The sequence below is a fragment of the Mycobacterium sp. NPDC049093 genome (assembly GCF_040704635.1).
In the GTDB taxonomy this organism is placed as follows: Bacteria; Actinomycetota; Actinomycetes; order Mycobacteriales; family Mycobacteriaceae; genus Mycobacterium.
The window spans coordinates 856,577-881,989 of record NZ_JBEZJS010000001.1; the positions used below are offsets into that span (position 1 = coordinate 856,577).

Annotated in this window: 26 protein-coding genes and 1 tRNA gene; 11 read left to right on the forward strand and 16 right to left on the reverse strand. The window is 67.1% G+C overall.

Annotated elements, in window-relative coordinates; all coding sequences use genetic code 11:
- The first annotated feature begins 7 nt into the window (after positions 1-7).
- A complete protein-coding gene (rsmI, locus tag AB0876_RS04210) occupies positions 8-844 on the forward strand; it encodes a 16S rRNA (cytidine(1402)-2'-O)-methyltransferase (RefSeq protein WP_491839824.1) in 837 nt (278 codons plus the stop codon).
- Here rsmI and AB0876_RS04215 read toward each other — a convergent pair.
- The 5 genes from AB0876_RS04215 to metG all read right to left on the reverse strand — a co-directional run bounded on the left by AB0876_RS04215 (position 814) and on the right by metG (position 7,283).
- Positions 814-2,046, reverse strand: coding sequence for an aminodeoxychorismate synthase component I (locus AB0876_RS04215; RefSeq protein ID WP_526041309.1), 1,233 nt, complete (start codon positions 2,044-2,046; stop codon positions 814-816). The two genes, rsmI and AB0876_RS04215, sit on opposite strands and share 31 nt — an antisense overlap.
- 114 nt (positions 2,047-2,160) lie before the next feature.
- Entirely contained in the window at positions 2,161-3,090 is a 930-nt protein-coding gene (gene sigJ, locus AB0876_RS04220; RefSeq protein WP_491839822.1) for an RNA polymerase sigma factor SigJ, read from the reverse strand.
- Positions 3,090-4,280 carry an NAD(P)/FAD-dependent oxidoreductase gene (locus AB0876_RS04225; protein ID WP_526041310.1) on the reverse strand — a complete coding sequence of 397 codons (1,191 nt, stop codon included), beginning with the start codon at positions 4,278-4,280 and terminating at the stop codon, positions 3,090-3,092. Before AB0876_RS04225 ends, sigJ begins: the two co-directional genes overlap by 1 nt.
- A gap of 104 nt (positions 4,281-4,384) precedes the next feature.
- The gene (gdhA, locus tag AB0876_RS04230; RefSeq protein ID WP_055116983.1) at positions 4,385-5,734 is read right to left on the reverse strand and encodes an NADP-specific glutamate dehydrogenase; all 1,350 of its coding nucleotides are present in this window, start codon (positions 5,732-5,734) and stop codon (positions 4,385-4,387) included.
- Between the two features lies 1 nt (position 5,735).
- Entirely contained in the window at positions 5,736-7,283 is a 1,548-nt protein-coding gene (metG, locus tag AB0876_RS04235) for a methionine--tRNA ligase (protein WP_491839820.1), read from the reverse strand.
- A gap of 25 nt (positions 7,284-7,308) precedes the next feature.
- Here metG and AB0876_RS04240 point away from each other — a divergent pair, with 25 nt between their 5' ends.
- From AB0876_RS04240 to rsmA, 3 genes are all read left to right on the forward strand, one after another.
- The gene (locus AB0876_RS04240) at positions 7,309-8,163 is read left to right on the forward strand and encodes a TatD family hydrolase (RefSeq protein ID WP_491839819.1); all 855 of its coding nucleotides are present in this window, start codon (positions 7,309-7,311) and stop codon (positions 8,161-8,163) included.
- Positions 8,164-8,246: 83 nt separating this feature from the next.
- Positions 8,247-9,374, forward strand: coding sequence for a resuscitation-promoting factor (locus AB0876_RS04245; RefSeq protein WP_491839933.1), 1,128 nt, complete (start codon positions 8,247-8,249; stop codon positions 9,372-9,374).
- Positions 9,371-10,294, forward strand: a complete 924-nt coding sequence (rsmA, locus tag AB0876_RS04250) for a 16S rRNA (adenine(1518)-N(6)/adenine(1519)-N(6))-dimethyltransferase RsmA (protein ID WP_491839932.1) — start codon at positions 9,371-9,373, stop codon at positions 10,292-10,294. The genes AB0876_RS04245 and rsmA overlap by 4 nt, the downstream gene beginning before the upstream one ends.
- A 55-nt stretch (positions 10,295-10,349) precedes the next feature.
- On the opposite strand, the gene AB0876_RS04255 is transcribed toward rsmA, so the two are convergent.
- Positions 10,350-11,177 carry a serine/threonine-protein kinase gene (locus tag AB0876_RS04255; RefSeq protein ID WP_491839931.1) on the reverse strand — a complete coding sequence of 276 codons (828 nt, stop codon included), beginning with the start codon at positions 11,175-11,177 and terminating at the stop codon, positions 10,350-10,352.
- A 94-nt stretch (positions 11,178-11,271) separates the two neighbouring features.
- Between AB0876_RS04255 and AB0876_RS04260 the strand changes: the two genes are divergently transcribed.
- The 4 genes from AB0876_RS04260 (at position 11,272) to AB0876_RS04275 (ending at position 15,214) form a co-directional block, all read left to right on the forward strand.
- Positions 11,272-12,240 (forward strand): 4-(cytidine 5'-diphospho)-2-C-methyl-D-erythritol kinase, encoded by a 969-nt coding sequence (locus AB0876_RS04260; RefSeq protein WP_491839818.1) that lies wholly within the window; start codon positions 11,272-11,274, stop codon positions 12,238-12,240.
- 433 nt (positions 12,241-12,673) lie between these two features.
- Positions 12,674-14,311, forward strand: a complete 1,638-nt coding sequence (locus AB0876_RS04265; RefSeq protein WP_064887120.1) for a fatty acyl-AMP ligase — start codon at positions 12,674-12,676, stop codon at positions 14,309-14,311.
- Between the two features lie 184 nt (positions 14,312-14,495).
- On the forward strand, positions 14,496-14,927 hold the full coding sequence (locus tag AB0876_RS04270) for a DUF4189 domain-containing protein (protein ID WP_055116973.1): 432 nt from the start codon (positions 14,496-14,498) through the stop codon (positions 14,925-14,927).
- Between the two features lie 59 nt (positions 14,928-14,986).
- Positions 14,987-15,214: a hypothetical protein gene (locus AB0876_RS04275; protein WP_491839816.1), complete on the forward strand. Its 228-nt coding sequence runs from the start codon at positions 14,987-14,989 to the stop codon at positions 15,212-15,214.
- Positions 15,215-15,278: 64 nt separating this feature from the next.
- On the opposite strand, the gene AB0876_RS04280 is transcribed toward AB0876_RS04275, so the two are convergent.
- Together AB0876_RS04280 and AB0876_RS04285 are read right to left on the reverse strand one after the other, a co-directional pair.
- Positions 15,279-15,413: a hypothetical protein gene (locus AB0876_RS04280; protein WP_491839815.1), complete on the reverse strand. Its 135-nt coding sequence runs from the start codon at positions 15,411-15,413 to the stop codon at positions 15,279-15,281.
- On the reverse strand, positions 15,413-15,940 hold the full coding sequence (locus AB0876_RS04285; RefSeq protein ID WP_491839814.1) for a DUF6611 family protein: 528 nt from the start codon (positions 15,938-15,940) through the stop codon (positions 15,413-15,415). Before AB0876_RS04285 ends, AB0876_RS04280 begins: the two co-directional genes overlap by 1 nt.
- Positions 15,941-16,048: 108 nt before the next feature.
- Between AB0876_RS04285 and AB0876_RS04290 the strand changes: the two genes are divergently transcribed.
- Positions 16,049-17,092 carry a 4Fe-4S binding protein gene (locus AB0876_RS04290; RefSeq protein ID WP_491839813.1) on the forward strand — a complete coding sequence of 348 codons (1,044 nt, stop codon included), beginning with the start codon at positions 16,049-16,051 and terminating at the stop codon, positions 17,090-17,092.
- Between the two features lie 58 nt (positions 17,093-17,150).
- A complete protein-coding gene (locus AB0876_RS04295; protein ID WP_526041311.1) occupies positions 17,151-18,233 on the forward strand; it encodes a hypothetical protein in 1,083 nt (360 codons plus the stop codon).
- A gap of 4 nt (positions 18,234-18,237) precedes the next feature.
- Here AB0876_RS04295 and pth read toward each other — a convergent pair whose 3' ends face one another.
- From pth to AB0876_RS04325, 6 genes are all read right to left on the reverse strand, one after another.
- Positions 18,238-18,813: an aminoacyl-tRNA hydrolase gene (gene pth / locus AB0876_RS04300; RefSeq protein ID WP_055116966.1), complete on the reverse strand. Its 576-nt coding sequence runs from the start codon at positions 18,811-18,813 to the stop codon at positions 18,238-18,240.
- Between the two features lie 12 nt (positions 18,814-18,825).
- The gene (locus AB0876_RS04305) at positions 18,826-19,482 is read right to left on the reverse strand and encodes a 50S ribosomal protein L25/general stress protein Ctc (RefSeq protein WP_491839811.1); all 657 of its coding nucleotides are present in this window, start codon (positions 19,480-19,482) and stop codon (positions 18,826-18,828) included.
- 168 nt (positions 19,483-19,650) lie between these two features.
- Positions 19,651-20,523, reverse strand: coding sequence for an SDR family oxidoreductase (locus AB0876_RS04310; RefSeq protein ID WP_526041312.1), 873 nt, complete (start codon positions 20,521-20,523; stop codon positions 19,651-19,653).
- 25 nt (positions 20,524-20,548) lie between these two features.
- On the reverse strand, positions 20,549-21,193 hold the full coding sequence (locus AB0876_RS04315) for an LpqN/LpqT family lipoprotein (protein WP_526041313.1): 645 nt from the start codon (positions 21,191-21,193) through the stop codon (positions 20,549-20,551).
- Complete coding sequence (arsC, locus tag AB0876_RS04320) at positions 21,190-21,528, reverse strand: arsenate reductase (glutaredoxin) (protein ID WP_491839808.1); 339 nt, start codon at positions 21,526-21,528, stop codon at positions 21,190-21,192. Before arsC ends, AB0876_RS04315 begins: the two co-directional genes overlap by 4 nt.
- Entirely contained in the window at positions 21,529-22,509 is a 981-nt protein-coding gene (locus tag AB0876_RS04325) for a ribose-phosphate diphosphokinase (protein WP_491839807.1), read from the reverse strand.
- Positions 22,510-22,733: 224 nt separating this feature from the next.
- Here AB0876_RS04325 and AB0876_RS04330 point away from each other — a divergent pair, with 224 nt between their 5' ends.
- Positions 22,734-23,669 (forward strand): type IV toxin-antitoxin system AbiEi family antitoxin domain-containing protein, encoded by a 936-nt coding sequence (locus AB0876_RS04330; RefSeq protein WP_491839806.1) that lies wholly within the window; start codon positions 22,734-22,736, stop codon positions 23,667-23,669.
- Positions 23,670-23,746: 77 nt separating this feature from the next.
- Here AB0876_RS04330 and glmU read toward each other — a convergent pair whose 3' ends face one another.
- Together glmU and AB0876_RS04340 are read right to left on the reverse strand one after the other, a co-directional pair.
- A complete protein-coding gene (gene glmU / locus AB0876_RS04335) occupies positions 23,747-25,201 on the reverse strand; it encodes a bifunctional UDP-N-acetylglucosamine diphosphorylase/glucosamine-1-phosphate N-acetyltransferase GlmU (protein ID WP_491839805.1) in 1,455 nt (484 codons plus the stop codon).
- A gap of 88 nt (positions 25,202-25,289) precedes the next feature.
- Positions 25,290-25,361: transfer RNA gene (locus AB0876_RS04340), tRNA-Gln, on the reverse strand.
- Between the last annotated feature and the right edge of the window lie 52 nt (positions 25,362-25,413).

Below are 25,413 nucleotides of genomic sequence, written 5' to 3' on the forward strand. Positions count from 1 at the left end.
GTCTGGCGTGACACCCGGCAAACTACTGATCGGCGCCACGCCGCTGGGTCGGCCCTCCGATGCCTCTGCGCGTCTCATCCAGGCGTTGACGACGGCTGACATCGTGGCGGCGGAAGATACCCGGCGCGCGCGTGCGCTGGCCCAGTCGCTGGGCGTGCAACCGTCCGGCCGGATCTTGAGCTTCTTCGACCAGAACGAGGCCAGCCGTGTGCCGGGCCTGGTCTCCGAGATCGCGGCGGGCGCGACGGTGCTGGTGATCAGCGACGCCGGTATGCCGCTGATCAACGACCCCGGCTACCGCCTCGTGGCGGCCTGTGCCGAGGCCGGGCTGCCGGTCTCCTGCCTGCCGGGCCCTTCTGCGGTGACGACGGCGCTGGCGGTGTCCGGACTGGCCTCGGACCGGTTCTGTTTCGAGGGTTTCGCGCCGCGCAAACACGCGGCCCGGCTGGCCTGGTTACAGACCCTGGCTGCCGAATCGCGCACCAGCGTGTTCTTCGAATCCCCGCGCCGGCTGGCCGAGACCCTGCGCGACGCCGTCGAGGTGCTGGGGTCGGAGCGCCGTGCCGTGGTGTGCCGGGAGCTCACCAAGACGCACGAGGAGGTCCGTCGCGGCAGCCTGGCCGAGCTCGCGGAGTGGGCCGCCGACGGCGTGCTGGGGGAGATCACCGTGGTGCTGGCCGGGGGCACCCCGTCGGTGGAACTGTCCGACCTGGTGGCCGAGGTGGAGGAACTGGTGGCCGACGGCATCCGGGTCAAGGACGCCTGCGCCCAGGTGATCGCCGCGAACCCGGGGGCCCCTTCACGGCGCGAGCTCTACGACGCTGTGCTGCGCGCCCGCGACTGAACGATCGAGGCTGCCTTGTGCAGGCACTCTTCCCATTCCGCGTCGACGTCGGAATCGGCGGTGATGCCGCCGCCCACGCCGAGCACCGCCGAGCCGTCGGCACCGAACTCCACGGTCCGGATCGCGACGTTCAGCTCGCATCCTGCCACTGGTGACGCCAATCCGACTGTGCCGCAATAGACTCCGCGACGCGTCGGCTCCCACTGCTGCAGCAGCTGGCGGGCCCGTCGCTTCGGGGTGCCGGTCACCGAGGCCGGGGGGAAGGTGGCGTCCAGCAGTGCGCTCATCGGCACCTGCGTGGGGACCTCGGCGGTGACGGTCGAGACCAGGTGCCAGACGCCGGGTGCGGGATGTACCGCGAGCAGTTCGGGCACCGTCACGCTGCCGGTGGTCGCCACCCGCCCCAGGTCGTTGCGGACCAGGTCGACGATCATCACGTTCTCGGCGACATCCTTGACCGAGGCCAGCAGGGCGGCGGGGTCGGCCGAGGACGGCAGCGTGCCCTTGATCGGGCTGGAGGTCACCGCGGTGCCCGCCCGGCGCAGGAACAACTCCGGTGACAGCGACGCCACCGCACCCCAGTCCCCGGCCACATGCGCGGCCCGTGCGGGCGCGGTCCGGGCCACCGCCTCGGTGAAGAAATCGATCGGCTCGCCGACGATACGGCCGGTGAACCTCGTGCATACGCAGGCTTGATACACCTCGCCCGCTGCGATGGCGTCCAGGCAGGCCAGCACCCCGCGGCGGTGATCATCGCGGTCGGGGGCCACCCAGCTCAGGGTGTAGACCCCCGGCTGGGCTGGTTCCAGCGCTCGCAGCCATGCGGGAAGTGCTGCGCCGCTGAGGCTTTCGAACCACCAGATGCCCTCGGAATCCTGGCGTAGCACGCAGTCCGACCAACCGCCGGCGGCCACCGGGATCCGCGGTGGTGTGCCGTCGGCGCCCGGATCCGGGTAGGCGAGGTAGCCGAACCACCCGCCCCCGACCGCGCCCGACGGCCCCGAAGCGTCCTGTGGCACGGCGAAGGTGGCGTCGGGCGCAACCGATGTCACCGACACCGAGGGTGCGATCACCGCGCGTGAGGAGAACCAGTCACCGATCAGCGCGGCGGGTGGCGCCACACCGGCGTGGGCGGCGGCTGCGGCGACCCCGCGCAGCACCGCCGGGGCATCGCCCAGCGCGCCGAGCCGCTCGATCCGCATGGAGCTAGCTTGCTGCCTGGCGCGAGCAGACGCAAAACTGCCCATTTCCGCGTGAAACAGCGCGAGTTTGATGGGCTCCACCCGCTTGCCGGGGGCACTGCTGGGCGGAGAAACTCAGCGGCTGATCACCCGCGGAATGTCGACGCCGGTCAGCTTGTCCGGATTGCGCATCGCGTAGAAGTGGGTGATCTTGCCGTCGGCGACCTCGACCGTGACCACGCCCTCGAAGCTGTCTTCGAGGTACAGCTTGTACGCGGGGGCGTTGTTGTAGGTCGTCGGCTCGAAGCGGCCCCCCTGCTCGATGAACCGCATGAGGCCGATCACCAGCTTGGCCACCGGCTGGGCCCCGATCACCGGCCTGCGTGCGGCGCTGCGCTTGCCGTCGCTGTCGGCCGTCCACACCACGTCCGGCGCGAGCAACTCCAGCAGCACGTTCATGTCGCCGGTCGTGGCGGCGGCGAAGAACCGTTCGGTGATCTCTGTCGACACCTGCGGGTCGACCGGTTCGAACCGCTTGCGCCGCGATTGCACATGGTTGCGGGCCCGGTGCGCCATCTGACGCACCGATGCACTGGATTTGCCGATCGCCGAAGCGATTTCGTCGTGACTGAATCCGAACACCTCGCGCAGCACGAACACTGCGCGCTCGTCGGGGGTCAACGTCTCGAGCACCACCAGCATGGCCATCGAAACCGATTCGGCCAGCACCACATCGGCTGATGCGTCGCCTGCCACCCCGGCCGTCAACAGCAGCGGTTCGGGCAGCCACGGGCCCACGTACTCCTCGCGTCGCCGCGACTGGGCACGAAGGGCATTGAGCGCCTGGCGGGTGACGAGCTGGGCCAGGAACGCCTTGGTGTCGCGCACCGTGTCCAGATCCACCTCGGCCCAGCGCAGGTAACTCTCCTGCAGGACGTCATCGGATTCCGTTGCCGTCCCGAGGATCTCGTAGGCGATGGTGAACAACAACGGCCGCAGCAGAGTAAATCGTTCGGCGTGTTCGTTCGAGTACGAGGTCGAGTTACCTGCGCCAGACGTGTTCATCAGACCAGTGTCCCCTGCTCTGCCTCGGCCAGTTGGCGCGCTCGGTTGTCGCCCTTGAACCAGAAGTACGACCCCGGCTTCACGCCCTCCTTGCGTAGGAACGTCAGCGTCGCCCGGCAGACCTGCTCCTTGAAGAAGGCGCCGGTCCGTCCGCCGATGAAGACGCGACGCGGGCTGTCGTCCGAGTGGCACAGCTGCACCGTGCCGGCATTTCTGCCGACGCTCACGCACTGTCCGGCGAAGGCCTGGTTGATCACCTTGGGCTCGGCACCCGCGATGCGGGCCAGCACGGTGTTGGCCGCCTGGACCCCCAGCGGGCCTGCCGACTGGCAGCTCATCCGCAGCGGAACCCCCGACGGTGAGGCGGCGTCGCCGGCTGCCACGATGCGCGCGTCGTCGACACTGGTCAGGGTCTCGTCGGTGAGCAACCGGCCCAGCACGTCGGTACGCAGCCTGCTCGCGGCGGCCAGGCCGGGAACCCCGAACCCGGTGGTCCACACCGTCACCGCGCTGGGCAGGCGGTTACCGTCGGCCAGGACGATGGCGTCGGCTTCGATCGCAGTCACCAGGACCTCGGGCCCGTCGATGATCGCCACGCCCAGCTTGGTGAGCGCCTTGACGATCGAGCGACGGGCGCCTGCGCCCACCGAGGCGCCGACCACGTCGGTGACGAGCGTGACTTTGCGGCCCGCCTCGGCCAGCTCGCTGGCCGCCTCGATGCCGGTCAGCCCGCCGCCGACCACGACCACCGGTGCCGACATCGGCACGTCCTGCAGCCGGGCGCGCAAGCGCTGTGCCTGTTCCAATTCTGAAACCGGATAGGCGAATTGAGCAGCGCCGGGCACGGAGGCGGGCACCCCGCCGGTGCTGCCGACGGCGTAGACCAGGTAGTCGTAGTCGATCACGTCGCCGGACGTCAGCTGCACTTGGCGGATGTCGGCGTCGATGTACTCGGCACCGTCGACCAGCAGCCGCACCCCGGCGCCCAACAGCGTGTCGTAGGCAGCGGTGGCGTCGTGGTTTCCGGCGACCAACTGGTGCAGCCGGATCCGTTCGACGAACTCGGGCCGCGGATTGACCAGCGTGACAGTCACTCCCGGAGTGCCCTGTAGTCGGTTGGCTGCCAGCACACCGGCATACCCTCCGCCGATCACGACCACTCGGGTGTTCTGCGCAGTTGTTTCGGTCATGGGAGCGTCTCCTGTTCTCAAAGGCTTGTGCCCTCAAGACACCGCGGGACGCTGATTTGTGACAGGACTCCGGGTGATGTGACCTACATCACCCGGAGGTGTCGTCAGACCAGACCCAACGCCAGCATCGCGTCGGCCACCCGGATGAAGCCGGCGATGTTGGCGCCGGCCACATAGTTGCCCGGCTGGCCGTACTCGTCCGCGGTGGTGAGGCAGCGATCGTGGATGCGGCGCATGATGTCGGCCAACCGCTCCTCGGTGTCGTTGAAGGTCCACGAGTCCCGCGAGGCGTTCTGCTGCATCTCCAGCGCACTGGTGGCCACACCACCGGCGTTGGCGGCCTTGCCCGGGGCGAAGCGCACCCCGGCCTCTTCGAAGTACTTCACCGCGTCAGGCGTGCACGGCATGTTGGCGCCCTCGGCCACGATCGAGCAGCCGTTCTTGATCAGCATGGTCGCGTCGTCGCCGGAGACCTCGTTCTGGGTGGCGCAGGGCAATGCGATGTCGCACGGCACCTCCCACACGCTGCGGTCCGTCACGACGTGTGCGGCGCCGCCACGGGCCTCCGCGTAGTCCTCGATGCGGCCGCGGCGCAGTTCCTTGACCTCTTTGAGCAGGTCGAGGTCGATGCCCTTGTCGTCGCGCACGTATCCGCTGGAGTCCGAGCAGGCCACCACAGTCCCGCCCAGCGAGTGCACCTTCTCGATGGCGTAGATCGCCACGTTGCCCGAACCGGACACCACGACCTGCTTGCCGTCGAAGGACTGCCCGCTCGACCGCAGGATCTCGTCGACGAAGAAGACCGTGCCGTAACCGGTGGCCTCGGTTCGTACCTGCGATCCGCCCCAGGTCAGGCCCTTGCCGGTGAGCACGCCGGATTCGTAGCGGTTGGTGATCCGCTTGTACTGGCCGAACAGGTAACCGATTTCGCGCATGCCGACGCCGATGTCGCCGGCCGGGACGTCGGTGTACTCACCGATGTGGCGGTACAGCTCGGTCATGAAGGACTGGCAGAAGCGCATCACCTCGGCGTCGGAGCGGCCCTTGGGGTCGAAGTCCGACCCGCCCTTGCCGCCGCCGATCGGCAGGCCGGTCAGCGAGTTCTTGAAGATCTGCTCGAAGCCCAGGAACTTCACGATGCCGAGATAGACCGACGGGTGGAACCGCAGGCCGCCCTTGAAGGGGCCGAGAGCCGAGTTGAATTCGACTCGGAAGCCGCGGTTGATCTGCGCGGTGCCGGAGTCGTCGAGCCAGGGCACCCGGAAGATGATCTGCCGCTCGGGCTCGCACAGCCGGCGGATGATGGCGCCGTCGGCGTAGTCGGGATGCTTGGCCACCACCGGTCCGAGGCTGGTCAGGACCTCGTAGACGGCCTGGTGGAACTCCTGCTCACCGGCGTTGCGCTGCGATACTTCCTCGTAGATCGCCTGCAGTTTCTCGTGTAGTACAGCCATCTCAGTCCATCTGGTAGCGGGGGAAAACCCCGGTGGGCGCGGGCAATTCGGTACCTGGCTTGAGCCGGGTCCCGATGGAGTCGAAGTCGCGTGCGTCGGTCGGCTGGCCCAGCAGGTCGAGCAGTTTGGCCATGGAGTCCGGCATCACCGGCTGCGTCAGCAGCGCCGCGATTCGCACCACCTCGAGCGTTGTGTAGAGCACCGTACCGAATCGCTGTTGGTCGGCTGGATCGTCGGACTTGCGCAGAACCCACGGCTCCTGGGCCGAGAAATAGCGGTTCGCTGCGCCGAGGACCGACCAGATCGATTCAAGTGCGAGGTGCATCGCGGGCACATCGTAATGCGTGCGCACCTGTTCGAGTAGCGCATCCGCGACGCTCAGCAGCGCGGCGTCGTCGTCGTTGAAGGATCCCGGATCGGGAACCACGCCGTCGAGGTTCTTGGCCACCATCGACAGGGACCGTTGGGCCAGGTTGCCCAGTTCGTTGGCCAGGTCGGCGTTGATCCGGCCGATGATGGCTTCCTCGCTGTAGCTCCCGTCCTGGCCGAAGGACACCTCGCGAAGGAAGAAGAAGCGCACCTGATCGAGGCCGAATGTGTCGACGAGCGCGATCGGGTCAACCACGTTGCCGACCGACTTGCTCATCTTCTCGCCCTTGACGTTGATGAAGCCGTGCGCGAAGACGCGTTCGGGCAGCGCGATCCCGGCCGACATCAGGAACGCCGGCCAGTACACGCTGTGGAACCGGATGATGTCCTTGCCGATCATGTGCAGCTTGGCCGGCCAGTACTTCTGAAAAGCCTCGGAGGCCACGTCCGGGAAGCCGACGCCGGTGAGGTAGTTGGTCAGCGCGTCCACCCACACGTACATCACGTGATCGGGGTGGTCGGGGACCGGCACACCCCAGTCGAACGTCGTCCGCGAGATCGACAGATCCTTCAGCCCGCCCGAGACGAAGCTGACGATCTCGTTGCGGCGCACGTCGGGCCCGATGAACTCGGGGTGGGCCTCGTAGTGGGCCAGTAGACGCTCGGCGTAGTCCGACAACCGGAAGAAGTAGGTCTGCTCCTCGGTCCAGGTGACGGGGGTGCCGGTCTCGATCGCGGTGCGGGTGCCGTCGGGACCCGCGGTCGTCTCGTCCTCGGCGAAGAATCGTTCGTCGCGGATCGAGTACCAACCGGAGTAGGTGCCCAGGTAGATGTCTCCGGCCTCGTTCATGCGGCGCCAGATCTCCTTGGACGCCTCGTAGTGGTCGGCGTCGGAGGTGCGGATGAACCGGTCGAAGGAGATGTTGAGCTTCTCCTGCAACCGCTGGAACACGTCGGAGTTGCGGTTGGCCAGCTCGGCGGCCGAGATGCCTTCGGCTGCGGCGGTATCGGCCATCTTCTGGCCGTGCACGTCGGTGCCGGTCAGGTAGCGCACATCGAAGCCGTCGAGTCGCTTGAACCGGGCGATCGCATCGGTGGCGACGTACTCGTAGGCGTGCCCGATGTGCGGCGCGCCGTTCGGGTAGGCGATGGCCGTAGTTATGTAGAAAGGCTCACTCATTTGGACCCCACCTTATTGTGTTGCGGTGGGATCCAAACGCTCAGCCAGGGAGAAGCCGCCGGCTCCGGAGCCGTTGGCTCCGCTGGTCGACGCACATACCCACCTCGACGCGTGCGGCGCGCAGACCGCGCAGGACGTCCGGGCGATCATGGATCGCGCGGCCGCGGTCGGAGTGGGCCAGGCGGTCACCATCGCCGACGATCTGGACTCGGCACGCTGGGTGACCACGGCCGTCGAAGCTGATGAGCGGGTTTTCGGGGCGGTGGCGCTGCACCCCACCCGGGCCAATGCGCTCGACGACGCGGCCAGGGCCGAGGTGGAGCGGCTGGCCGCTCATCCGCGGGTGGTCGCGGTCGGGGAGACCGGGATGGACCTGTACTGGCCGGGCCGGCTGGACGGCTGCGCGACGCCTGCCGAGCAGCGCGAGGGTTTCGCCTGGCACATCGACCTGGCCAAGCGCACCGGCAAGCCGTTGATGATCCACAACCGGGACGCCGACGCCGAGGTGCTCGATGTACTGCGCGCAGAAGGGGCGCCCGAGACAGTGATCTTCCACTGTTTTTCGTCGGGACCGGAGATGGCTCACACCTGCGTCGAGGCCGGCTGGGTATTGAGCCTTTCGGGCACGGTCAGCTTCCGTAATGCCGCTGAGCTGCGGGAAGCTGCTCGGTTGATCCCGCCGGGCCAGCTGTTGGTGGAGACCGACGCGCCGTTTCTGACCCCGCATCCGTTCCGCGGAGCACCGAACGAGCCGTACTGCCTGCCATACACTGTGCGGGCACTCGCAGAGTTGCTGGACCGACCTGCCGAAGAGGTCGCGTCCGAGACCGCAGCCACTGCGGCGCGGGTGTACGGACTTAACGGGAGTTGCCGGTTGTAGGCCTTTTCGTTACCGTCTTGTGATCAAACCTCAACCGCCGGCGGTGATCTATGCCGTCCGAACCGGAGAGAAACGCGAGAACCGTGGACGCGCTCAACAAAATTCATGAATCCCGATCTCCGCTGCTGCGAGGCGTGGTGGGGGCCCTGCTGGTCACGTTGACCGCCGCCGGGGGCTACGCCGTCGGATCGCACAAGACCGTGACGCTGAGCGTCGACGGCGCGCCGATGACCGTGACGACGATGAAGTCGCGGGTGATCGATGTGGTCGAGGAGAACGGTTTCTCGGTTGGCGATCGCGATGATCTCTACCCCTCGGCCGACGAGTCCGTGCACCAGGCCGACACCATCGTTCTGCGCCGCAGTCGACCGCTGGAGTTGTCGTTGGACGGCAATGACAGCAAGCAGGTGTGGACCACCGCCTCGACCGTCGATGAGGCCCTGGCGCAGCTGAAGATGACCGATAAGGCGCCGGCCGCTGCGTCCCGCGGCAGCAGGGTGCCGCTGGGCGGCATGGCGCTGCCCGTGGTGAGCGCCAAAACCGTCCGGATCGATGACGGCGGCAACGTGCAGACAGTGCACCTGGCCGCCCCGAACGTGGCGGGCCTGCTGGCCGCGGCGGGGACCCCGCTGGAGCAGAACGACACCGTCGTTCCGGCCGCATCGACCCCGGTCACCGAGGGTATGCAGGTCCAGGTGACGCGCATGCGTATCGAGAAGGTCACCGAGCGGGTGGCGTTGGAGCCGGGCCATCAGCGCATCGAAGACACCTCCATGAACATGAGCCGCCAGGTCGTCGAGGAGCCCGGCGCCCCGGGCACCCAGGACGTGACCTACGCGGTGGCCAAGGTGAACGGCGTGGAGACCGGCAGACTGCCAGTAGCCAATGTCGTGATCAACCCGGCCCGCGACGGCGTGCTGCGCGTCGGAGCAAAGCCTGGCACCGAAGTCCCGCCGGTCTCCAACGGTGCTGCCTGGGACGCACTTTCGCAGTGCGAAGCGGGAGGTAACTGGGCCATTAACACTGGTAACGGTTTTTTTGGTGGCGTCCAATTCGACCAGAACACCTGGGAGCGACAGGGTGGTCTGAGGTATGCTCCGAGGGCCGATCTGGCGACAAGAGAAGAGCAGATTGCGATTGCTACGGTGACGCAGGCCCGGCAGGGTTGGGGAGCTTGGCCAGTGTGTAGTGGGAGGATTGGGGCGCGCTGACTATTCGACTGCTCGGGCGGACCGAGATACGACGCTTGGCGAAAGAAATCGACTTTCGACCACGCAAGGCCTTTGGCCAGAACTTCGTTCATGATGCCAACACCGTTCGGCGCATCGTGTCGGCCTCCGGGATTCACCGGAACGACCATGTGCTCGAAGTCGGACCCGGTCTCGGGTCACTGACTCTGCCCCTGTTGGACCGTGGTGCCAGGGTGACCGCAGTGGAGATCGACCCGGTGCTGGCCAAGCAATTGCCGGCCACCATCGCCGATCATTCACACAGCGAGATCAACCGGCTCACGGTGATCAACCAGGACATCCTGACGCTGATGCCGTCTGATCTGACCGAGCAGCCGACGGCGCTCGTGGCAAATCTGCCGTACAACGTCGCGGTGCCCGCACTGCTGCACCTGTTGGCCGAGTTCCCGTCGATCCGGACGGTGATGGTCATGGTGCAGGCCGAGGTGGCCGAGCGCCTGGCGGCCGAGCCCGGCGGCAAGGACTACGGCGTGCCCAGTGCGAAGGCGCGTTTCTACGGAAACGTGCGCAGGCACGGGATGGTCTCGCCGACGGTGTTCTGGCCGATCCCGCGGGTGTACTCCGGGCTGGTCCGCATCGACCGGTACGAGACATCGCCGTGGCCGACCGACGCCGAGTTCCGCGATGAGGTGTTCCAGCTCATCGACATCGGATTCGCGCAGCGACGCAAGACCTCTCGCAACGCGTTCGCGGACTGGGCGGGTTCGGGCAACGAGTCGGCCGAGCGGCTGCTCGCCGCCAGCATCGACCCGTCGCGCCGTGGCGAGACGCTCGGTATCGCCGACTTCGTCCGACTCCTGCAGCGGGCCAAGGAAGCCGAGGGTGAGGCCGCAGCTGAGATCGAGGCGGCCGCCGAGGTTGAGGCGGCACGGCAAGGCTGAGCAACGCCGAATGTGAAGAAGATCGCGAGATTGTCCGACAATCTCGCGATCTTTTTCACATCGGGGACGTGAGCGCCTCGGCGATCAGGCTGACGAACTCCGAACAGGAGCCGTGCCTGCGCTCGGGGTCCTTCGCGAGTGCCCTGGCGATGATCGGGTCCGCCGACGGTGGAATCCAGTTGCACCGCTGCGATATTCGTGGCGGTCGGCTGTACATCTGGTGATCGATCAGGGCTATCGCGGTATCCGCGGAGAACGGCGGTGCTCCGGTCAGCAGCTCAACCGTCGTGCACGCCAGCGCGTACTGGTCCGTCGCCGCCGACGGTGTCCGGCCGCTGAGAAGCTCGGGTGCCGAATAGGGCAGTGACGCTTGGATATCCGGGTGCGGTCGGGCCGCTTGGCGGGTGATGCGGCGGGCCGGGTCGAGGCTCATCCGGCCGTGCCGGTCCTGGGCCAACTTGGCGGCCACGTCCGCGGCCATCGAGTGAGCCACCCCGAAGTCGATCAGTACTGCTCTCGAAAATGGTTGATCGACAAGGATATTGGCGGGTTTGACGTCACAGTGAACGATTCCGTTCCGGTGGGCGTGATCGAGCGCCCCGGCGATCTGGGCCAACGCGGTGAGCCGCTCTGGCATCGCGGGCAGGTTGTTCACCGTGCCGCCGTCGAGGAGCTCCATCGCCAGCCAGCCCGGACCCGCCGCGTACACGGTGACGATGTTCGGATGGGGGAGTTGACGGGCGAAGTCGAACTCGCGTTGCAGCCGGGCCAGCTGGGCCGGCCTGCGGTGCCGATCATCGAGAATCTTGAGCGCGACGGTGGCCCCGTCGGGGTCGCGTGCCTGATAGACGACGGCTGAGCCGCCGTTCCCCACGACATTCATCGCGGCGTATCCCGCTATTTCCACCTCGGGTGAGGGCACCGTCTCAGCCTAAGTTCACCGACAACCGTGGGTGGGCGGCGATAGTGTCGTGGCCGTGTCAGCATCCGACGGCAGTACCGCGTCCGAGTGGGTCCCCACCGGATCGGTGACCGTGCGCGTCCCCGGCAAGGTGAATCTCCACCTGGCGGTGGGGGATGTGCGCGACGACGGCTACCACGACCTCACCACGGTGTTCCATGCCGTGTCGCTGCTGGACGAGGTGACGGTGCGCAATGCCGACATGCTGTCGCTGACGGTGGCCGGCGAGGGGGTGGAGTCGGTGCCCACCGACGAGCGCAACCTGGCCTGGCGCGCGGCGGAGTTGCTGGCCCAGCACGTGGGCCGGTCCCCGGATGTGGCAATCAGCATCGACAAGTCGATCCCGGTGGCCGGTGGCATGGCCGGCGGCAGCGCCGACGCGGCCGCGGTGCTGGTGGCGATGAACACGCTGTGGGAGCTCGGGGTGCCCAGGCGCGATCTGCACGCCCTGGCGGCCCGGTTGGGCAGTGATGTCCCGTTCGCGCTGCACGGCGGCACTGCGCTGGGCACCGGCCGTGGTGAGGAGCTGGCCACGGTGCTGGCCCGCAGCACCTTCCACTGGGTGCTGGCATTCGCGCACAAAGGCCTGTCCACCCCGAAGGTGTTCGGGGAGCTGGATCGGCTGCGCGCAGATACCTCGACGGGCGGCCCGCCGCGGGCCGAGGAGCCCGAGCCTGTCCTGGCTGCGCTGGCCTCCGGTGATCCGGCCGAACTGGCCGCGCTGTTGGGCAACGACCTGCAGCCGGCCGCCCTGAGCCTGTATCCGGAGCTGCGCCGGACGCTGCGTGCTGGGGTGGAGGCCGGTGCCCTGGCCGGCATCGTGTCCGGCTCGGGCCCGACGTGTGCGTTCCTGTGCCCATCGTCGACGTCGGCGGTGGACGTGGGGGCTGAACTCGCCGGGGCCGGGGTATGCCGGACGGTACGGGTGGCCAGCGGTCCCGTCAGTGGTGCCCGTGTCGTTCCGGAGCCGTCGACGTCGGCCTGACGGACGGGTCTGGCAGGCAGGCCGCTCTGCCGTCGTCCGCTGTTTTCGACGCCAGGGCTGCGAACTTTGCGTCGGAACAGCCCTTGAGTGGAAACGGCGCAGCCCCAGCTGACCGCCGGCCTGAGGATGTGACGCAGACCTCAATAATCGCGAGGGTTTGGCAGTTACTTAAGGGTCTCTTAAGATGAGCGGCGGTGAATGCTAGCGATCTTGCATCGGATGCGACTTGTGCTCCCGCCGTCCATGACGGTGGGGGGTCGCCCAGACGTATACCCGGTACTGGGGCATCACCTTTTCGAGACATAACTGCTCCCCAATCGTGTGCGCGCGCCTACCCAAAAGCGGTGCACAGCGGGCGGAGCATGGATAACCGGGCAACTGCACCTGGCGCACTGTCGTCGGTGTGGGGGCCGCGGAACCCAAGGAGGTCGTCGTGAGCAGATTCACCGAGAAGATGTTCCGCAACGCTCGTGAGAGCAAGCGCGGCATGGTGACCGGTGAGCCGCATGAGCCGGTTCGCCACACCTGGGGTGAGGTTCACGAGCGGGCCCGGCGGATCGCAGGCGGTCTGGCCGCCGCGGGTATCGGACACGGCGACGCCGTCGGCGTGCTGGCCGGCTTCCCCGTCGAGATCGCGCCGACCGCGCAGGGCGTGTGGATGCGCGGCGCGAGCCTGACCATGCTTCACCAGCCGACCCCGCGCACCGACCTGGCGGTGTGGGCCGAAGACACCATGAACGTGATCGGCATGATCGAGGCCGACGCCGTCATCGTCTCCGAGCCGTTCCTGGTGGCCATCCCGGTGCTCGAGGAAAAAGGCATCAAGGTCGTCAAGATCGCCGACCTGCTGGCCGCCGACCCGATCGACCCGGTGGAGACCGGCGAGGACGATCTGGCGCTGATGCAGCTGACGTCGGGCTCGACCGGATCGCCCAAGGCCGTCCAGATCACGCACCGCAACATCCACTCCAACGCCGAGGCGATGTTCATCGGCGCGGAGTACGACGTCGACAAGGACGTCATGGTGAGCTGGCTGCCCTGCTTCCACGACATGGGCATGGTCGGCTTCCTGACTATCCCGATGTACTTCGGCGCCGAGCTCGTCAAGGTCACGCCGATGGACTTCCTGCGCGACACGCTGCTGTGGGCCAAGCTCATCACCAAGTACAAGGGCACCATGACCGCGGCGCCCAACTTCGCCTACGCGCTGTTCGCCAAGCGGTTGCGCCGTCAGGCCAAGCCGGGTGAGTACGACCTGTCCACCCTGCGGTTCGCGCTCTCGGGTGCCGAGCCGGTGGAGCCGGCCGACGTCGAGGACCTGCTCGATGCGGGCAAGCCGTTCGGGCTGCCCTCGTCGGCGATCCTGCCGGCCTACGGCATGGCCGAGACCTGCCTGGCCGTGTCGTTCTCCCCGTGCAACGCGGGCCTGGTGGTCGACGAGGTCGACGCCGACCTGCTGGCCGCGCTGCGCCGCGCCGTTCCCGCCACCAAGGGCAACACGCGCCGGCTGGCCTCCCTCGGCCCGCTGCTGAAGGACCTTGAGGCCCGTGTCGTCGACGAGCACGGTGATGTGATGCCCGCCCGCGGCGTCGGCGTCATCGAGCTGCGCGGCGAGTCGTTGACCCCCGGCTACATCACCATGGGCGGCTTCCTGCCGGCCCAGGATGAGCACGGCTGGTACGACACCGGCGACCTCGGCTACATCACCGAAGAGGGCAACGTCATCGTGTGCGGCCGCGTCAAGGACGTGATCATCATGGCCGGGCGCAACATCTACCCGACGGACATCGAACGTGCGGCCGGCCGGGTGGAAGGTGTGCGCCCGGGCTGCGCCGTGGCGGTGCGCCTGGATGCCGGGCACTCGCGCGAGACCTTCGCCGTCGCCGTGGAGTCCAACGCCTGGCAGGATCCGGCCGAGGTGCGCCGGATCGAGCATCAGGTGGCGCACGAGGTGGTGTCCGAGGTCGACATGCGTCCGCGCAACGTCGTGGTGCTCGGTCCCGGCAGCATCCCGAAGACCCCGTCGGGCAAGCTGCGTCGCGCCAACTCGGTCTCTCTCGTCACCGGCTAGCTGCAGCACTTCGTACACAAACCGCCCCGTTTCGATGAAACGGGGCGGTTTGTGTTCTGCCGCAACATGACGCGTCCTAACGGCATTCGTCGTGGAGCGACACGCAATCATTTGTTGGACGGCAGGTGAACTGTGTATGACCTGTGTATTCTGACGCCGAAACTAATTTGACGAGAGGACCGGCATGGTCAAATCCCGATGGGTTTCGGCGATCCTCGGCGCGGGCGTTGTCGCCGCCGGGATTACCGCGGGCACCGCGTGGGCAGGTGGTCCCGGAGGTTACGTCGAAGATCCCGAAGACATCTTTGCGGCAGTGGGTACCGGCGAATTCGTCGACACCTTGGCTGGTTTCACCGCCACCGGTGATACCGCCGAGGAGGCGTCGGCGGCAGTGATCGCGGCCTGCACGAATGCCGGCGGTGTGGAATGCACGGCCGACGAGGTGACCAACGACAACCTGTGCATCGTGTCCGTCGCCAGCCCCAGCAATCACGCGGTAGCGGGCGGAGCCGGCGCGACGGTGGAGGCTGCCCGCCAGGACGCGTTCAACCGGGCGGCTGCGAACAACACCCCGCTCGATGCGGATTCCGGCGTCGTTGTATCGGCTTGCCCCTGATGAGCGGTTCAGCGCATGGCCATTCTGGTGTCGCGGTGGTAGCCCGGAAGGGGAAGGACATGATGACAGGTCGCGGTAAGTTGGCCTTTGTGATGGCGGGTTTGGCTGCAGCATCGGTGATTTCGGCGCCGATCGCTGCGGCTCGGCCGACCTGTCAGGACACGGCCACCAAGACCATCTGCACGACCAACGGCAGCACATCGATCAAGGCGAGGCCCGGAACAACCGCGCCGCCGGCCAACATCCCGGTGTTCCCGTGGCTCGGAATGCCGGGGGGACGCCGCTAGGCGACCTCGTAGTACCAGCACCCGCGAGCGGGCGTGCCCCTGGTGGCACGCCCGCTCGTGGGGTTTACGGAGTCGTCGCGTGCGCTGTGCGCTCAGCCGTATCGGCGAGCCGGTTCTGCCGAATTACGTAGCCGCGCAACATCAACAGCATCGCAACCGGTGCGGCCATCATCGACATCACTTCGAGCATGTCCGACATCAGCTGGCCTGCTTGGTGTTTGCGTCGTGGTCGGCGTCCATCCGGTTGTAGACCTGCCACCAGATCAGCTCGTGATCGACCGCGGTGAGCTCACCGCGGTCGCGGCGTTCATCGGCTTGCAGAAGTGTCGCGGCGAGCACGACCAACCGCTCCCGGGCATTCTGAGGTCCCGGGTCGTCGTAGCCGGCCATCGTCGTCGCGCACAGGGTCCGCACCCGGTGGAAGGCGCTGCCGGACAGGCCGAGTGTGATGGCGCCGGTGGCGAAGAAGACCGCGGTGGATACACCGAATGCAGGCCAGGGTGACATCTGTCCGCCCAGCCAGAGCTGGCACAGCAACCACACGAGCATTCCCCACAGTGGCCAGCCGCGGGCCAGTCGGACCAACCGGCGCTCGGCGGTGCTCAGGCCCGGCGGATAGACCACCAGCCGGTAGTAGGTGATGCCGAAACGGCCCGGCCGGACCTGCACGCAACCCCATACCCGGGGGCCGTCGAGCAGCGGGGTCAGTAGCCGAATGCCGTCCATATCTCCGGTGTACCCGCTGCGAACGGGCTCGGACCGAGCCTGAACGGTTTCTTTACGGCGGGGCGGAGGATCCTTGCACTCTGAGTATAGGTATCTATACTCAGCCTCATGAAGCCGAAGCTTTCACCCCGCCTGGCCGATCACCCGACTGTTCGTGCGGTGCGCGCCCGCGCCGACGCGCCGGCCCCTGACGTGATCGACGCGGACTGGCTGCGGCAGCTGTGTCTGGACTCCGGGGCCGACGACGTTGCCTTCGCCACGGTGGATGATCCTGCTCTGGCCTCCGAGCGCGAACATGTCGAGGCCGCACTGCCGGGGGTGCGCAGCTACATTTCGCTGGTCGTGAAGATGAACCGCGACAACGTGCGCTCGTCCACCCGCAGCGTGGCCAATCAGGAGTTCCACCGCAGCGGCGAGATCATCAACGAAGCCGCTCACCGGATCACCCGGGCACTGGAAGACGTCGGCCATCGCGCGGTGAACCCGTCGGCCACGTTCCCGATGGAGATGGACAGGTACCCGGGGCGGATCTGGGTGGTGGCCCACAAACCCGTCGCGGTCGCCTCGGGCCTGGGGGTGATGGGGATCCACCGCAACGTGATCCACCCCAGGTTCGGGAACTTCATCCTGCTGGCCACCATTCTGGTGGGCTCGCCGGTCAGCAGTTACGGTGAGCCGCTGGACTATTCGCCGTGCCTGGAGTGCAAGCTGTGTGTGGCGGCCTGCCCGGTCGGCGCCATCGGGAAGGACGGCGAGTTCGACTTCGTCGCCTGTTCGGTGCACAACTACCGCGAGTTCATGGGTGGGTTCACCGACTGGGTGCAAACCATCGCCGACAGTGCCGACGCAGCCGACTTCCGCTCCCGGGTCAGCGATTCGGAGAACGCCTCGATGTGGCAGAGCCTGTCCTTCAAGGCCAACTACAAGGCGGCCTACTGTCTGGCGGTGTGTCCGGCGGGGGAGGACGTGATCGAGCCCTACCTCGACGATCGCAAGGAGTTCATGGACCGCGTGCTCAAACCTCTGCAGGAGAAACGTGAAACGCTGTACGTACTGCCGAACTCGGCGGCCAAGGCCCACGCCGAGAAACGTTTTCCGCACAAGACCGTGAAGGTGGTCGACAGTGGAATCCGCGCGCTCGACGGCCGTTGAAATCCGTCTGAGCGCAACACCTGACGTTGCCGGTCCGCGCCGCTAGCCTTTCGCGACGATGGCGAAGCAGGGTGAATTCCGGCTCTGGGCGTTCGGCGACGCCCACGTGGGCACCGACAACCAGTTCGACCGGGAAAGCCTGGCCGACGCCATCCGGCAGTCGGAGTTCGGTGGCGCCGAGGGCGGTCCGCCGTTCGACTGGGACATCGCGGTAGACGTCGGGGACATGTCCGGCGCGCATCACAGCCTGCCCGACGACGCCGAGGGCCGGGAGGTCCGGCGGCAGCTCTCGGTGATGCGCAAGCACCGGCGCGAGGACGTGTATTCGGTGTGCGGGAATCACGACCGCAGCGGGCTTGCCGAACCCGACGCCTGGTGGTGGCAGAAATGGATCGATCCGCTGGGTGCACACACCGCACATTCCGGCGTCGACGCCGCGGCCCGGCCCTATCCCGTCAGCGGGACGTGGGAGCGCTACTCGTTCCGGGTGGGCAACCTGCTGTTCCTGATGCTCAGCGACCGCAACGAACCGTCGCAGACGGTCGGGCGGGGCACGCTCGGGGGTAATCCCGGCGGAGTGGTGTCCGCCGAGACGTTCGAGTGGTGGGCGAACATGGTTGAGCAGAACCGTAATTCGATCATCGTCACGGTCCACCACTACGTCCTCAAGGACACCACGGTGGCATCGGGAGAGTGGGAGGGGGTGCGCCGGGATTCGGACGGGAAGCTCCATGAGCACTACCATCGGCCGTTCCTGCAGGGGACGCCGCAGGGCGCGTCCTACCTGTACTGGGTCGGCGGCAAGCCGGATTCCGGGGCCTTCGAGCGGTATCTCACCGAACACCCGGGGGCGGTGGCGCTGTGGCTGGCCGGGCACACCCACACCAACCCCGATGACTCGCATGGCGGTAAAACCCACATCGAGCAGGCCTGGGGTGGAACCTATTTCATGAATGTGGCGTCACTGAGCCGCCATCACATGCCAATCACGACCCTGCCGATCAGCCGGTTGCTGACATTTCGCCCGGGCAGCCGCGAGGTACGGGTGCAGTGCTACCTGCACACCGACCAGCACGCGGCGCAGGGCTGGTACGCGCCGGCGGAGCGCACGCTCGCCCTGGAAAGGCCGTTCACCTGGTAGCGGATCACCACGCGTGAACGGTGTTCTGGGCCGGCTCCAGGCCCTGGGCGATCAACAGCTCGGTGGCATCGGCGGCCTGCTCGCAGATTGTCGGCAGCTCGGTGCGTTCGGCGGCAGTGAAGGCCTCCAACACGTACGCCGCCGGGTCCTTGCGGCCCGGCGGTCGGCCCACTCCGATGCGGACCCGCTGAAAGTCCTTGCTGCCCAATGCTGACGCCACCGACCGCAGCCCATTGTGGCCGCCCTCGCCGCCGCCGACCTTGAGCCGGATCCGGCCGAAGTCGATGTCGAGCTCGTCGTGGATGACCACGATGCGGCCCGGTGGCACCGAATAGAACTTGGCCAACGGCCCGACCTGACGGCCGGACTCGTTCATGTAGCACCGAGGTTTGGCCAGTACCACTGGGGCTCCTGCGAGCCGGCCGGTGATCACCTCGGCGCCGGACTTCTTGTGCACCTTGAAGGCCGAGCCGATGCGGGCGGCCAGTACATCGGCCACCATGAACCCGACATTGTGTCGGGTCTTGGCGTAGGCGGGCCCGGGGTTACCCAGGCCCACCACCAGCAGCGGCTCGGCCATCGAAAGGGGTACTTACTCGGCGGCTTCGGCAGCCTCGGCGGCCGGCTCCTCGGCCGGAGCCTCGCCAGCAGCCTCGCCGGCGCCCTCGGACTCGAGGTCCTCGGCGCTCGGGGCCTCGACGATGTTGACCACGAGCAACTCGGGATCCGACACCAGCGAAACGCCGGAGGGCAGCTCGACCTGGCTGGCCAGGATCTGGGTGCCGGCCTCGACGCCCTCGATCGACACGGTCAGGTGCTCGGGGATCGACAGGGCCTCGGCCTCGATCTCGATGGTGTTGGCGTCCTGGGTCACCAGGGCGCCCGGGGCGGCGTCGCCCTCGACGGTGACGGTGACCTCGACGATGACCTTCTCGCCGCGGCGCACCACGAGCAGGTCGGCGTGCTGGATGTTGCGACGGATCGGGTGGATGTCCAGCGCCTTGGTCAGGGCCAGCTGTTCCTTGCCCTCGATGTCGAGGGTGAGCACGGCGTTGGTTCCCGAGTGGCGCAGCACGGCGGCGAACTCGCGGGCGTTGATCTCCAGGTGCTGGGGATCGGTGCCGTGGCCGTACAGGACAGTGGGCACGTTGCCGTCGCGGCGGGCCTGGCGCGAGGCGCCCTTGCCGGTGCGGGTGCGCACGGTCGCGGTCAGCTTGTTGGGGACGTTCTTGGCGGCGGCCTTGGCCATGATGTTGCTCCTCTAATTGCGGTACTGCGGTCAGATCGTCAGCACGGCAAGGGTCGCAACACTTGAAGAAGTTCCCGCCGATAACGGTGGCCCAAAAGGTCCACCCTCGCCGTGACGCCAGGTCAGGGTAGCAAAGACGAGGCCGCCAGCAAAAATCGGAGCTGGGCCTTACAGCGGATATGCGGTGTCGGTGAGCTGCTCGGACAGGTCCCACAGCCCCTTCTGGGGGTCCACCCGCCGGGCCAGCGGGCTGCGCCCCACCGGCTGGCTGGGGCCGAACTGGCCGAACCGCGGCCCGATGAAGCTGTCGCCGGGAACGTCCTGGGTCACCGCGTAGAGCGTCTGGCGGGCACCGAACGACGGCTCGCTGGCGAATACCCGGTTGGCGACCGCCATCATGCGGGCGCCGAGCTTGTTGCCGCTCTGGCCCTGCAGGTTGGTGGCCGAATAGCCGGGGTGCGCGGCCACTGCGCGCACCTGGGAGCCCGACGCGGTGAGGCGTCGCTGCAACTCCGAGGTGAACATCAGGTTGGCCAGCTTGGACTGCCCGTAGGCCAGCCAGGCCGAATACGGCCGGGACTTCCAGTTGAGGTCCCGCAGATTGACCTGCCCGAACAGGTGCATCAGCGACGACACCGTGACCACCCGGTCGCTGATCTTGGGCAGCAGCAGATTGGTCAGCGCGAAATGCCCGAGGTGATTGGTGCCGATCTGGCTCTCGAATCCGTCGACGGTCCGGCTCAGCGGGACCGCCATGATGCCGGCATTGTTGACCAGCACGTCGACGCTCTCGACGGTGTCGGCGAACTCGCGGACCGAGGCCAGGTTCTGCAGGTCGAGTTTGCGTACCTCCACCTGCCCGCCGGTCATCGTCTCGGCGGCCGCGGTGCCCTTTTCCAGATTGCGGACGGCAACGGTCACCTTGGCGCCGACGCGGGCGAGCTCACGGGCGGTGACGAGCCCCAGTCCGCTGTTGGCGCCGGTGACGATCACCCTGCGGCCGGAGAACGAGGGCAGGTCGGCGCTGGTCCATCCACTCATGCCGACCACCCTACGGGCGGCCCGATCACTTCTTCGCGATGTTGAAGCCCGTGATGATCGATTCGATGTCCGGCCCCTGTGCCGCGGCCTCGTCGGCGTAGGTCGTGACGGTCAGTTGGACGAGATAGCGCTGTGGTGGTTGCAGCCCGTCGTCGGCGATCACGACGCGGTTGTAGCTCTGCATGCGCTTGCCGTTGAGGTCGTAGCTGCCCTCGATCATCGCCGACGGGAAGCCTTTCCAGTCCGCGTTGGATGCGTTGAGCTGCTTGAAGTTCTCCGATAACTGGGCATCGGCGTAGCCGTGGTCTTTCAGTGCCTTGGGCACATCGAAATCACCGTGCAGGGTGAAGGCCAGCATCATCGCGGTGGGGTAGGTGTTGCCCTTGGCGATCATCCGGGTTCCCGGGGCCAGGTTCGGATTGTTGTAGGGATGCCATCCCGGAGGGCTCGGCATGGTCACCGTCAGATGTGGGATCTTCTCGGGTGCGATGGGCTCGCCGACCACACCGGAATCTTCCAGGTACTGCCACAGTGGCACCGGCTGGTTGTCGGCAGGGGCAGCCGGCGTCGTCGAGCTCGTCGTCCAGATCGACTTGTAGTCAGGCGTTTCGGCGCCGCAACCGGTGACCAGCACCGCCAGCGCGCCGGCCGTGGCGAGCAGCCGCTTCACAGAATCTCGCGCACCGAATCGATCGGCCGGGCCAGCCGGGTGCCGTTGTCGGTGACGACGAACGGCCGCTCGATCAGGATCGGGTTCTCGGCCATCGCATCGAGCAGCTCGTCGTCGGACGCATTGGCCAAACCCAGTTCGGTGTACAGAGATTCACGCTTGCGCACCGCGGTGCGGACGTCGATGCCCGCAGCCTTGATCAGCGCGGCGATCTCGTCACGCGTCGGCGGCGTCTTCAGATACTGCACCACCTCGGGCTCGATCCCGTTCTCGCGCAACAGATCCAGCGTCTTGCGAGAGGTGGAGCACTTCGGGTTGTGGTAAATGCGCGCCATCTAGGCGGACCCGTCGAACAGTCCGGTCACCGAACCGTTCTCGAACACCGCGCGGATCGTCGACGCCAGCAGGGGCGCGATGGACAGCACGGTCAGCTGCGGGAACTTCTTGTCGTCGGTGATCGGCAGTGTGTTGGTGACGATCACCTCGCGGGCGCCGCAATCGGCCAGGCGCTGGGCGGCCGGGTCGGACAGCACACCGTGGGTGGCGGCGATCACCACGTCCTTGGCGCCGTCCTCACGCAGCAGCTTGACCGCGCCGGCGATGGTGCCGCCGGTGTCGATCATGTCGTCGGTCAGGATGCAGGTCTTGCCCTCGACCTCGCCGACGACACGGTTGGCCTTGACCTGGTTGGGCACCAGCGGGTCGCGGGTCTTGTGGATGAAGGCCAGCGGGACGCCGCCGAGCGCGTCGGCCCATTTTTCCGCCACGCGGACACGGCCGGAGTCGGGCGACACCACGACCACGTCGGAATCGGAGTACTTCTCACCGATGTAGCCGCACAGCAGTGACTGCGCCCGCATGTGGTCCACGGGGCCGTCGAAAAAGCCCTGGATCTGGTCGGTGTGCAGGTCGACCGAGACGATGCGGTCGGCGCCTGCGGTCTTGAGCAGGTCGGCGACCAGGCGGGCCGAGATGGGCTCGCGGCCGCGGTGCTTCTTGTCCTGACGCGCATAGGGGTAGAACGGCAGGATCGCGGTGATCCGCTTGGCGCTACCCCGCTTGAGCGCGTCGATCATGATGAGCTGTTCCATGAGCCACTGGTTGAGCGGCGCCGGATGGCTCTGCAGGACGAAGGCGTCGCAGCCACGTACGGACTCGTCGAACCGGACGAAGATCTCGCCGTTGGCAAAGTCCCGGGCGGTCTGCGCGGTCACCTCGATGTCGAGTTCCTTGGCGACCTGCTCCGCCAGCTCGGGGTGCGCACGCCCCGAGAACAGCATCAGGTTTTTTCGATTGTCGGTCCAGTCCGTGGCCACTATGGCTGCCTTCGCGGTTGGGGATCGATACGGAGCAATCGTACGTAGCGTTTCTGGTAGTTCGTAGCCGGGTTACCAGATTGCCAACACGAAACCTCGGACCGAGACCATCAGCGCCGCGATCTGCAGCCACATGCTGACCGCAATGCGCGGCACAACGGGTTATCCCCAGGCCGTCGATCCGGTACTGGTGACTGGTGCCTCGGGCGTACGACCATGGCAGCGTGGATATCGACCACGTGCTTGGGCAGCAGGCGGGGGTCATCTCGCGCCGACAAGCGCTCGCTGCGGGATTAGAGCAGCACGATATCCGTCGGTTGCTGAGACGCAACGAATGGGCGCGGGTCTACGACGGCGTGTACGTCGACCACACGGGACCGTTGAGCTGGTTGCAACGGGCCTGGGCGGCAGTGCTTTATGCGGCGCCGGCCGCGCTGTGCCTCGAATCGGTCTTGTCGGACGAAGGCTCCGTGATCCATGTCGGCGTCGCCCGCAAACGGAGCTCGTTGGCAGAGCCGCCCGGCGTCCGCATCTACCATGTCGCACACCTCGAGGAGCGGGTGTTGTGGCATGTCGGGCCGCCACGGATGCGTTACGAGGAAGCTGTGCTCGACGTTGCCTGCCGTGCGACGTCCGAATTGGACGCCATTGCGGTCCTGGCCAACGCCTGTCAGTCGCGGCGCACCACCGCGCGGCGTCTGCTTGATGCCCTCGATGCTCGTCGACGAGTGCGCCGTCGCCGCTGGATGCGGGCAATACTGGTGGATATTGCCGAGGGCACGTGCTCGGTCCTGGAACACGGATATCTCACTCGTGTTGAGCGGGCGCACGGGCTACCCCGGGCCGATAGACAGAAGCGTTCTGCCTCGTCGACAGGTGTTTGTTATCGCGATACCGAGTACGGGCAACGGCTTGTGGTCGAACTCGACGGTCGCGTGTTCCACGACTCGTTGTCGGCACGGAACAAGGATTTCGAACGTGATCTGGATGCTGCGGTGGAGGGGTTGTCGACCGTCCGGTTGTCATACCGGCAAGTATTCGACCGACCGTGTCGGACTGCCGCAAAGGTTGCCCAAGTGATGCGGCGGCACGGGATCGAGGTGAGCGGGCATGCCTGTGGGCCGGGCTGCGAGTTCGATCTGCTCGACCTCGCGGCCTGACTGGGCTTGAAACCTTGAAATGTTGTCAGCTCCGCGATCTACAGCCACATGCTGGCCGCAAGTCGCGGCACTACGTGTCAGTCGGTCTCGTCGCGCGCCTCGCGGGCCTTGCGGGCCGCTTCGGCAGCGGCCGAGCCCGGGCGCTTGCGTTCGACCCAGCCTTCGATGGTGCGCTGGGCGTTGTCCGAGACCGCCAACGCGCCGGGTGGGACGTCGTCGCGGAGCACGGTGCCGGCACCGGTGTAGGCGCCGTCGCCGACGGAGACCGGGGCGATGAACATCGTGTCGGAGCCGGTGCGCACATGGGAGCCGATGGTGGTCCGGTGCTTGTTCTCGCCGTCGTAGTTGACGAACACGCTGGAGGCCCCGATGTTGCTGTGGTCGCCGATGTCGGCATCGCCGACGTAGGTGAGGTGCGGCACCTTGGTGCCGGTGCCGATCGTCGAGTTCTTCGTCTCGACGAAGGCGCCGAGCTTCGATTCGGCTCCCAGGATCGTGCCCGGGCGCAGATAGGCGAACGGGCCGACGGTCGCACCCGCGCCGATCACGGCGAGCTGGGCGTGCGTGCGCACCACCGATGCGCCGTCGCCCACCTCGACGTCGGTCAGGGTGGAGTCCGGGCCGATCTCGCAGCCGGCGCCGATCTCGGTGGTCCCCAGGAGCTGGGTGCCAGGGCGGACGACGGTGTCGCGGCCGATGCTCACGTCGACGTCGATCCAGGTGGTGGCGGGGTCGACGATCGTCACGCCGGCGCGCTGGTGACCGGCCACGATGCGGCGGTTGAGTTCGGCGCCCAGATCGGAGAGCTGCACGCGGTCGTTGACGCCGGCGACGAGCGCGCTGTCGTCGACGTGCATGGCCCGCACGGTCCGGCCGTCCTGGCGCACGATCGCGATGACGTCGGTCAGGTACAGCTCCTGCTGGGCGTTGTTCGAGCTCAACCGGCTCAGCGCCGAGCGCAGGTCGGCGATGTCGAAGGCGTACACCCCGGCGTTGATCTCTCGGATGGCCCGTTGGGACTCGGTGGCGTCGGCCTGCTCGACGATGCCGATGACCTCGTTGTCCTGGGTGCGCAGGATGCGACCGTAGCCGGTGGGGTCGGGCACGGTGGTGGTGACCACGGTGGCGGCGGCCGTCGCGGCGCTGTGGGTTTCGATGAGGCCGGCCAGGGTGTCGGCGTCGAGCAGTGGGACGTCACCGGAGGTCACCACGACCGTGCCGGCGAACTCGTCGGGCAGCGAGCTCAAGCCGCAGGCCACGGCGTGGCCGGTGCCCAGCTGCTGGTCCTGGATGGCGACGTCGATGGTGCGGCCCAGCTTGTCGGCCAGTTCGCCGACCGCGGGGGCGATGCGCTCCCGGTCGTGGCCGAGAACGACCACCAGATGCTGGGCGGCGGCGTTGGCCACGGTGTGGACCGCGTGGCTCAGCATGCTGCGGCCGGCCAGGGTGTGCAGCACCTTGGGGGTGTCCGAGCGCATTCGGGTCCCGGCACCTGCTGCCAGTACGACGACTGCGGCTTCGGTGGTCGACACATCATCCCCTTACTCCGCGAGCGTGCGCGTCTGCTCGAGAAACGCCGTCGCAAGCGCGCATTTCGTGCACGCTCGCCATTACCAATTGCTCCGTCGCCAGGACTCGAACCTGAACTATCTGAACCAAAATCAGAGGTGCTGCCGATTACACCACGACGGAATGTCCGGAAGAGACTCTAGTCGAACGGTCTAGCCTGATATTCGTGGCAGCA

Excerpts from the sequence above, each read along its gene's own strand:
- AB0876_RS04215 (WP_526041309.1), bottom strand. The coding sequence starts at position 2,046 with ATGCGGATCGAGCGGCTCGGCGCGCTGGGCGATGCCCCGGCGGTGCTG.
- sigJ (WP_491839822.1), bottom strand. The coding sequence starts at position 3,090 with ATGAACACGTCTGGCGCAGGTAACTCGACCTCGTACTCGAACGAACAC.
- AB0876_RS04225 (WP_526041310.1), bottom strand. The coding sequence starts at position 4,280 with ATGACCGAAACAACTGCGCAGAACACCCGAGTGGTCGTGATCGGCGGA.
- gdhA (WP_055116983.1), bottom strand. The coding sequence starts at position 5,734 with ATGGCTGTACTACACGAGAAACTGCAGGCGATCTACGAGGAAGTATCG.
- metG (WP_491839820.1), bottom strand. The coding sequence starts at position 7,283 with ATGAGTGAGCCTTTCTACATAACTACGGCCATCGCCTACCCGAACGGC.
- AB0876_RS04255 (WP_491839931.1), bottom strand. The coding sequence starts at position 11,177 with ATGAATGTCGTGGGGAACGGCGGCTCAGCCGTCGTCTATCAGGCACGC.
- AB0876_RS04270 (WP_055116973.1), top strand. The coding sequence starts at position 14,496 with ATGGTCAAATCCCGATGGGTTTCGGCGATCCTCGGCGCGGGCGTTGTC.
- AB0876_RS04275 (WP_491839816.1), top strand. The coding sequence starts at position 14,987 with ATGATGACAGGTCGCGGTAAGTTGGCCTTTGTGATGGCGGGTTTGGCT.
- AB0876_RS04280 (WP_491839815.1), bottom strand. The coding sequence starts at position 15,413 with ATGTCGGACATGCTCGAAGTGATGTCGATGATGGCCGCACCGGTTGCG.
- AB0876_RS04285 (WP_491839814.1), bottom strand. The coding sequence starts at position 15,940 with ATGGACGGCATTCGGCTACTGACCCCGCTGCTCGACGGCCCCCGGGTA.
- AB0876_RS04290 (WP_491839813.1), top strand. The coding sequence starts at position 16,049 with ATGAAGCCGAAGCTTTCACCCCGCCTGGCCGATCACCCGACTGTTCGT.
- AB0876_RS04295 (WP_526041311.1), top strand. The coding sequence starts at position 17,151 with ATGGCGAAGCAGGGTGAATTCCGGCTCTGGGCGTTCGGCGACGCCCAC.
- pth (WP_055116966.1), bottom strand. The coding sequence starts at position 18,813 with ATGGCCGAGCCGCTGCTGGTGGTGGGCCTGGGTAACCCCGGGCCCGCC.
- AB0876_RS04305 (WP_491839811.1), bottom strand. The coding sequence starts at position 19,482 with ATGGCCAAGGCCGCCGCCAAGAACGTCCCCAACAAGCTGACCGCGACC.
- AB0876_RS04310 (WP_526041312.1), bottom strand. The coding sequence starts at position 20,523 with ATGAGTGGATGGACCAGCGCCGACCTGCCCTCGTTCTCCGGCCGCAGG.
- arsC (WP_491839808.1), bottom strand. The coding sequence starts at position 21,528 with ATGGCGCGCATTTACCACAACCCGAAGTGCTCCACCTCTCGCAAGACG.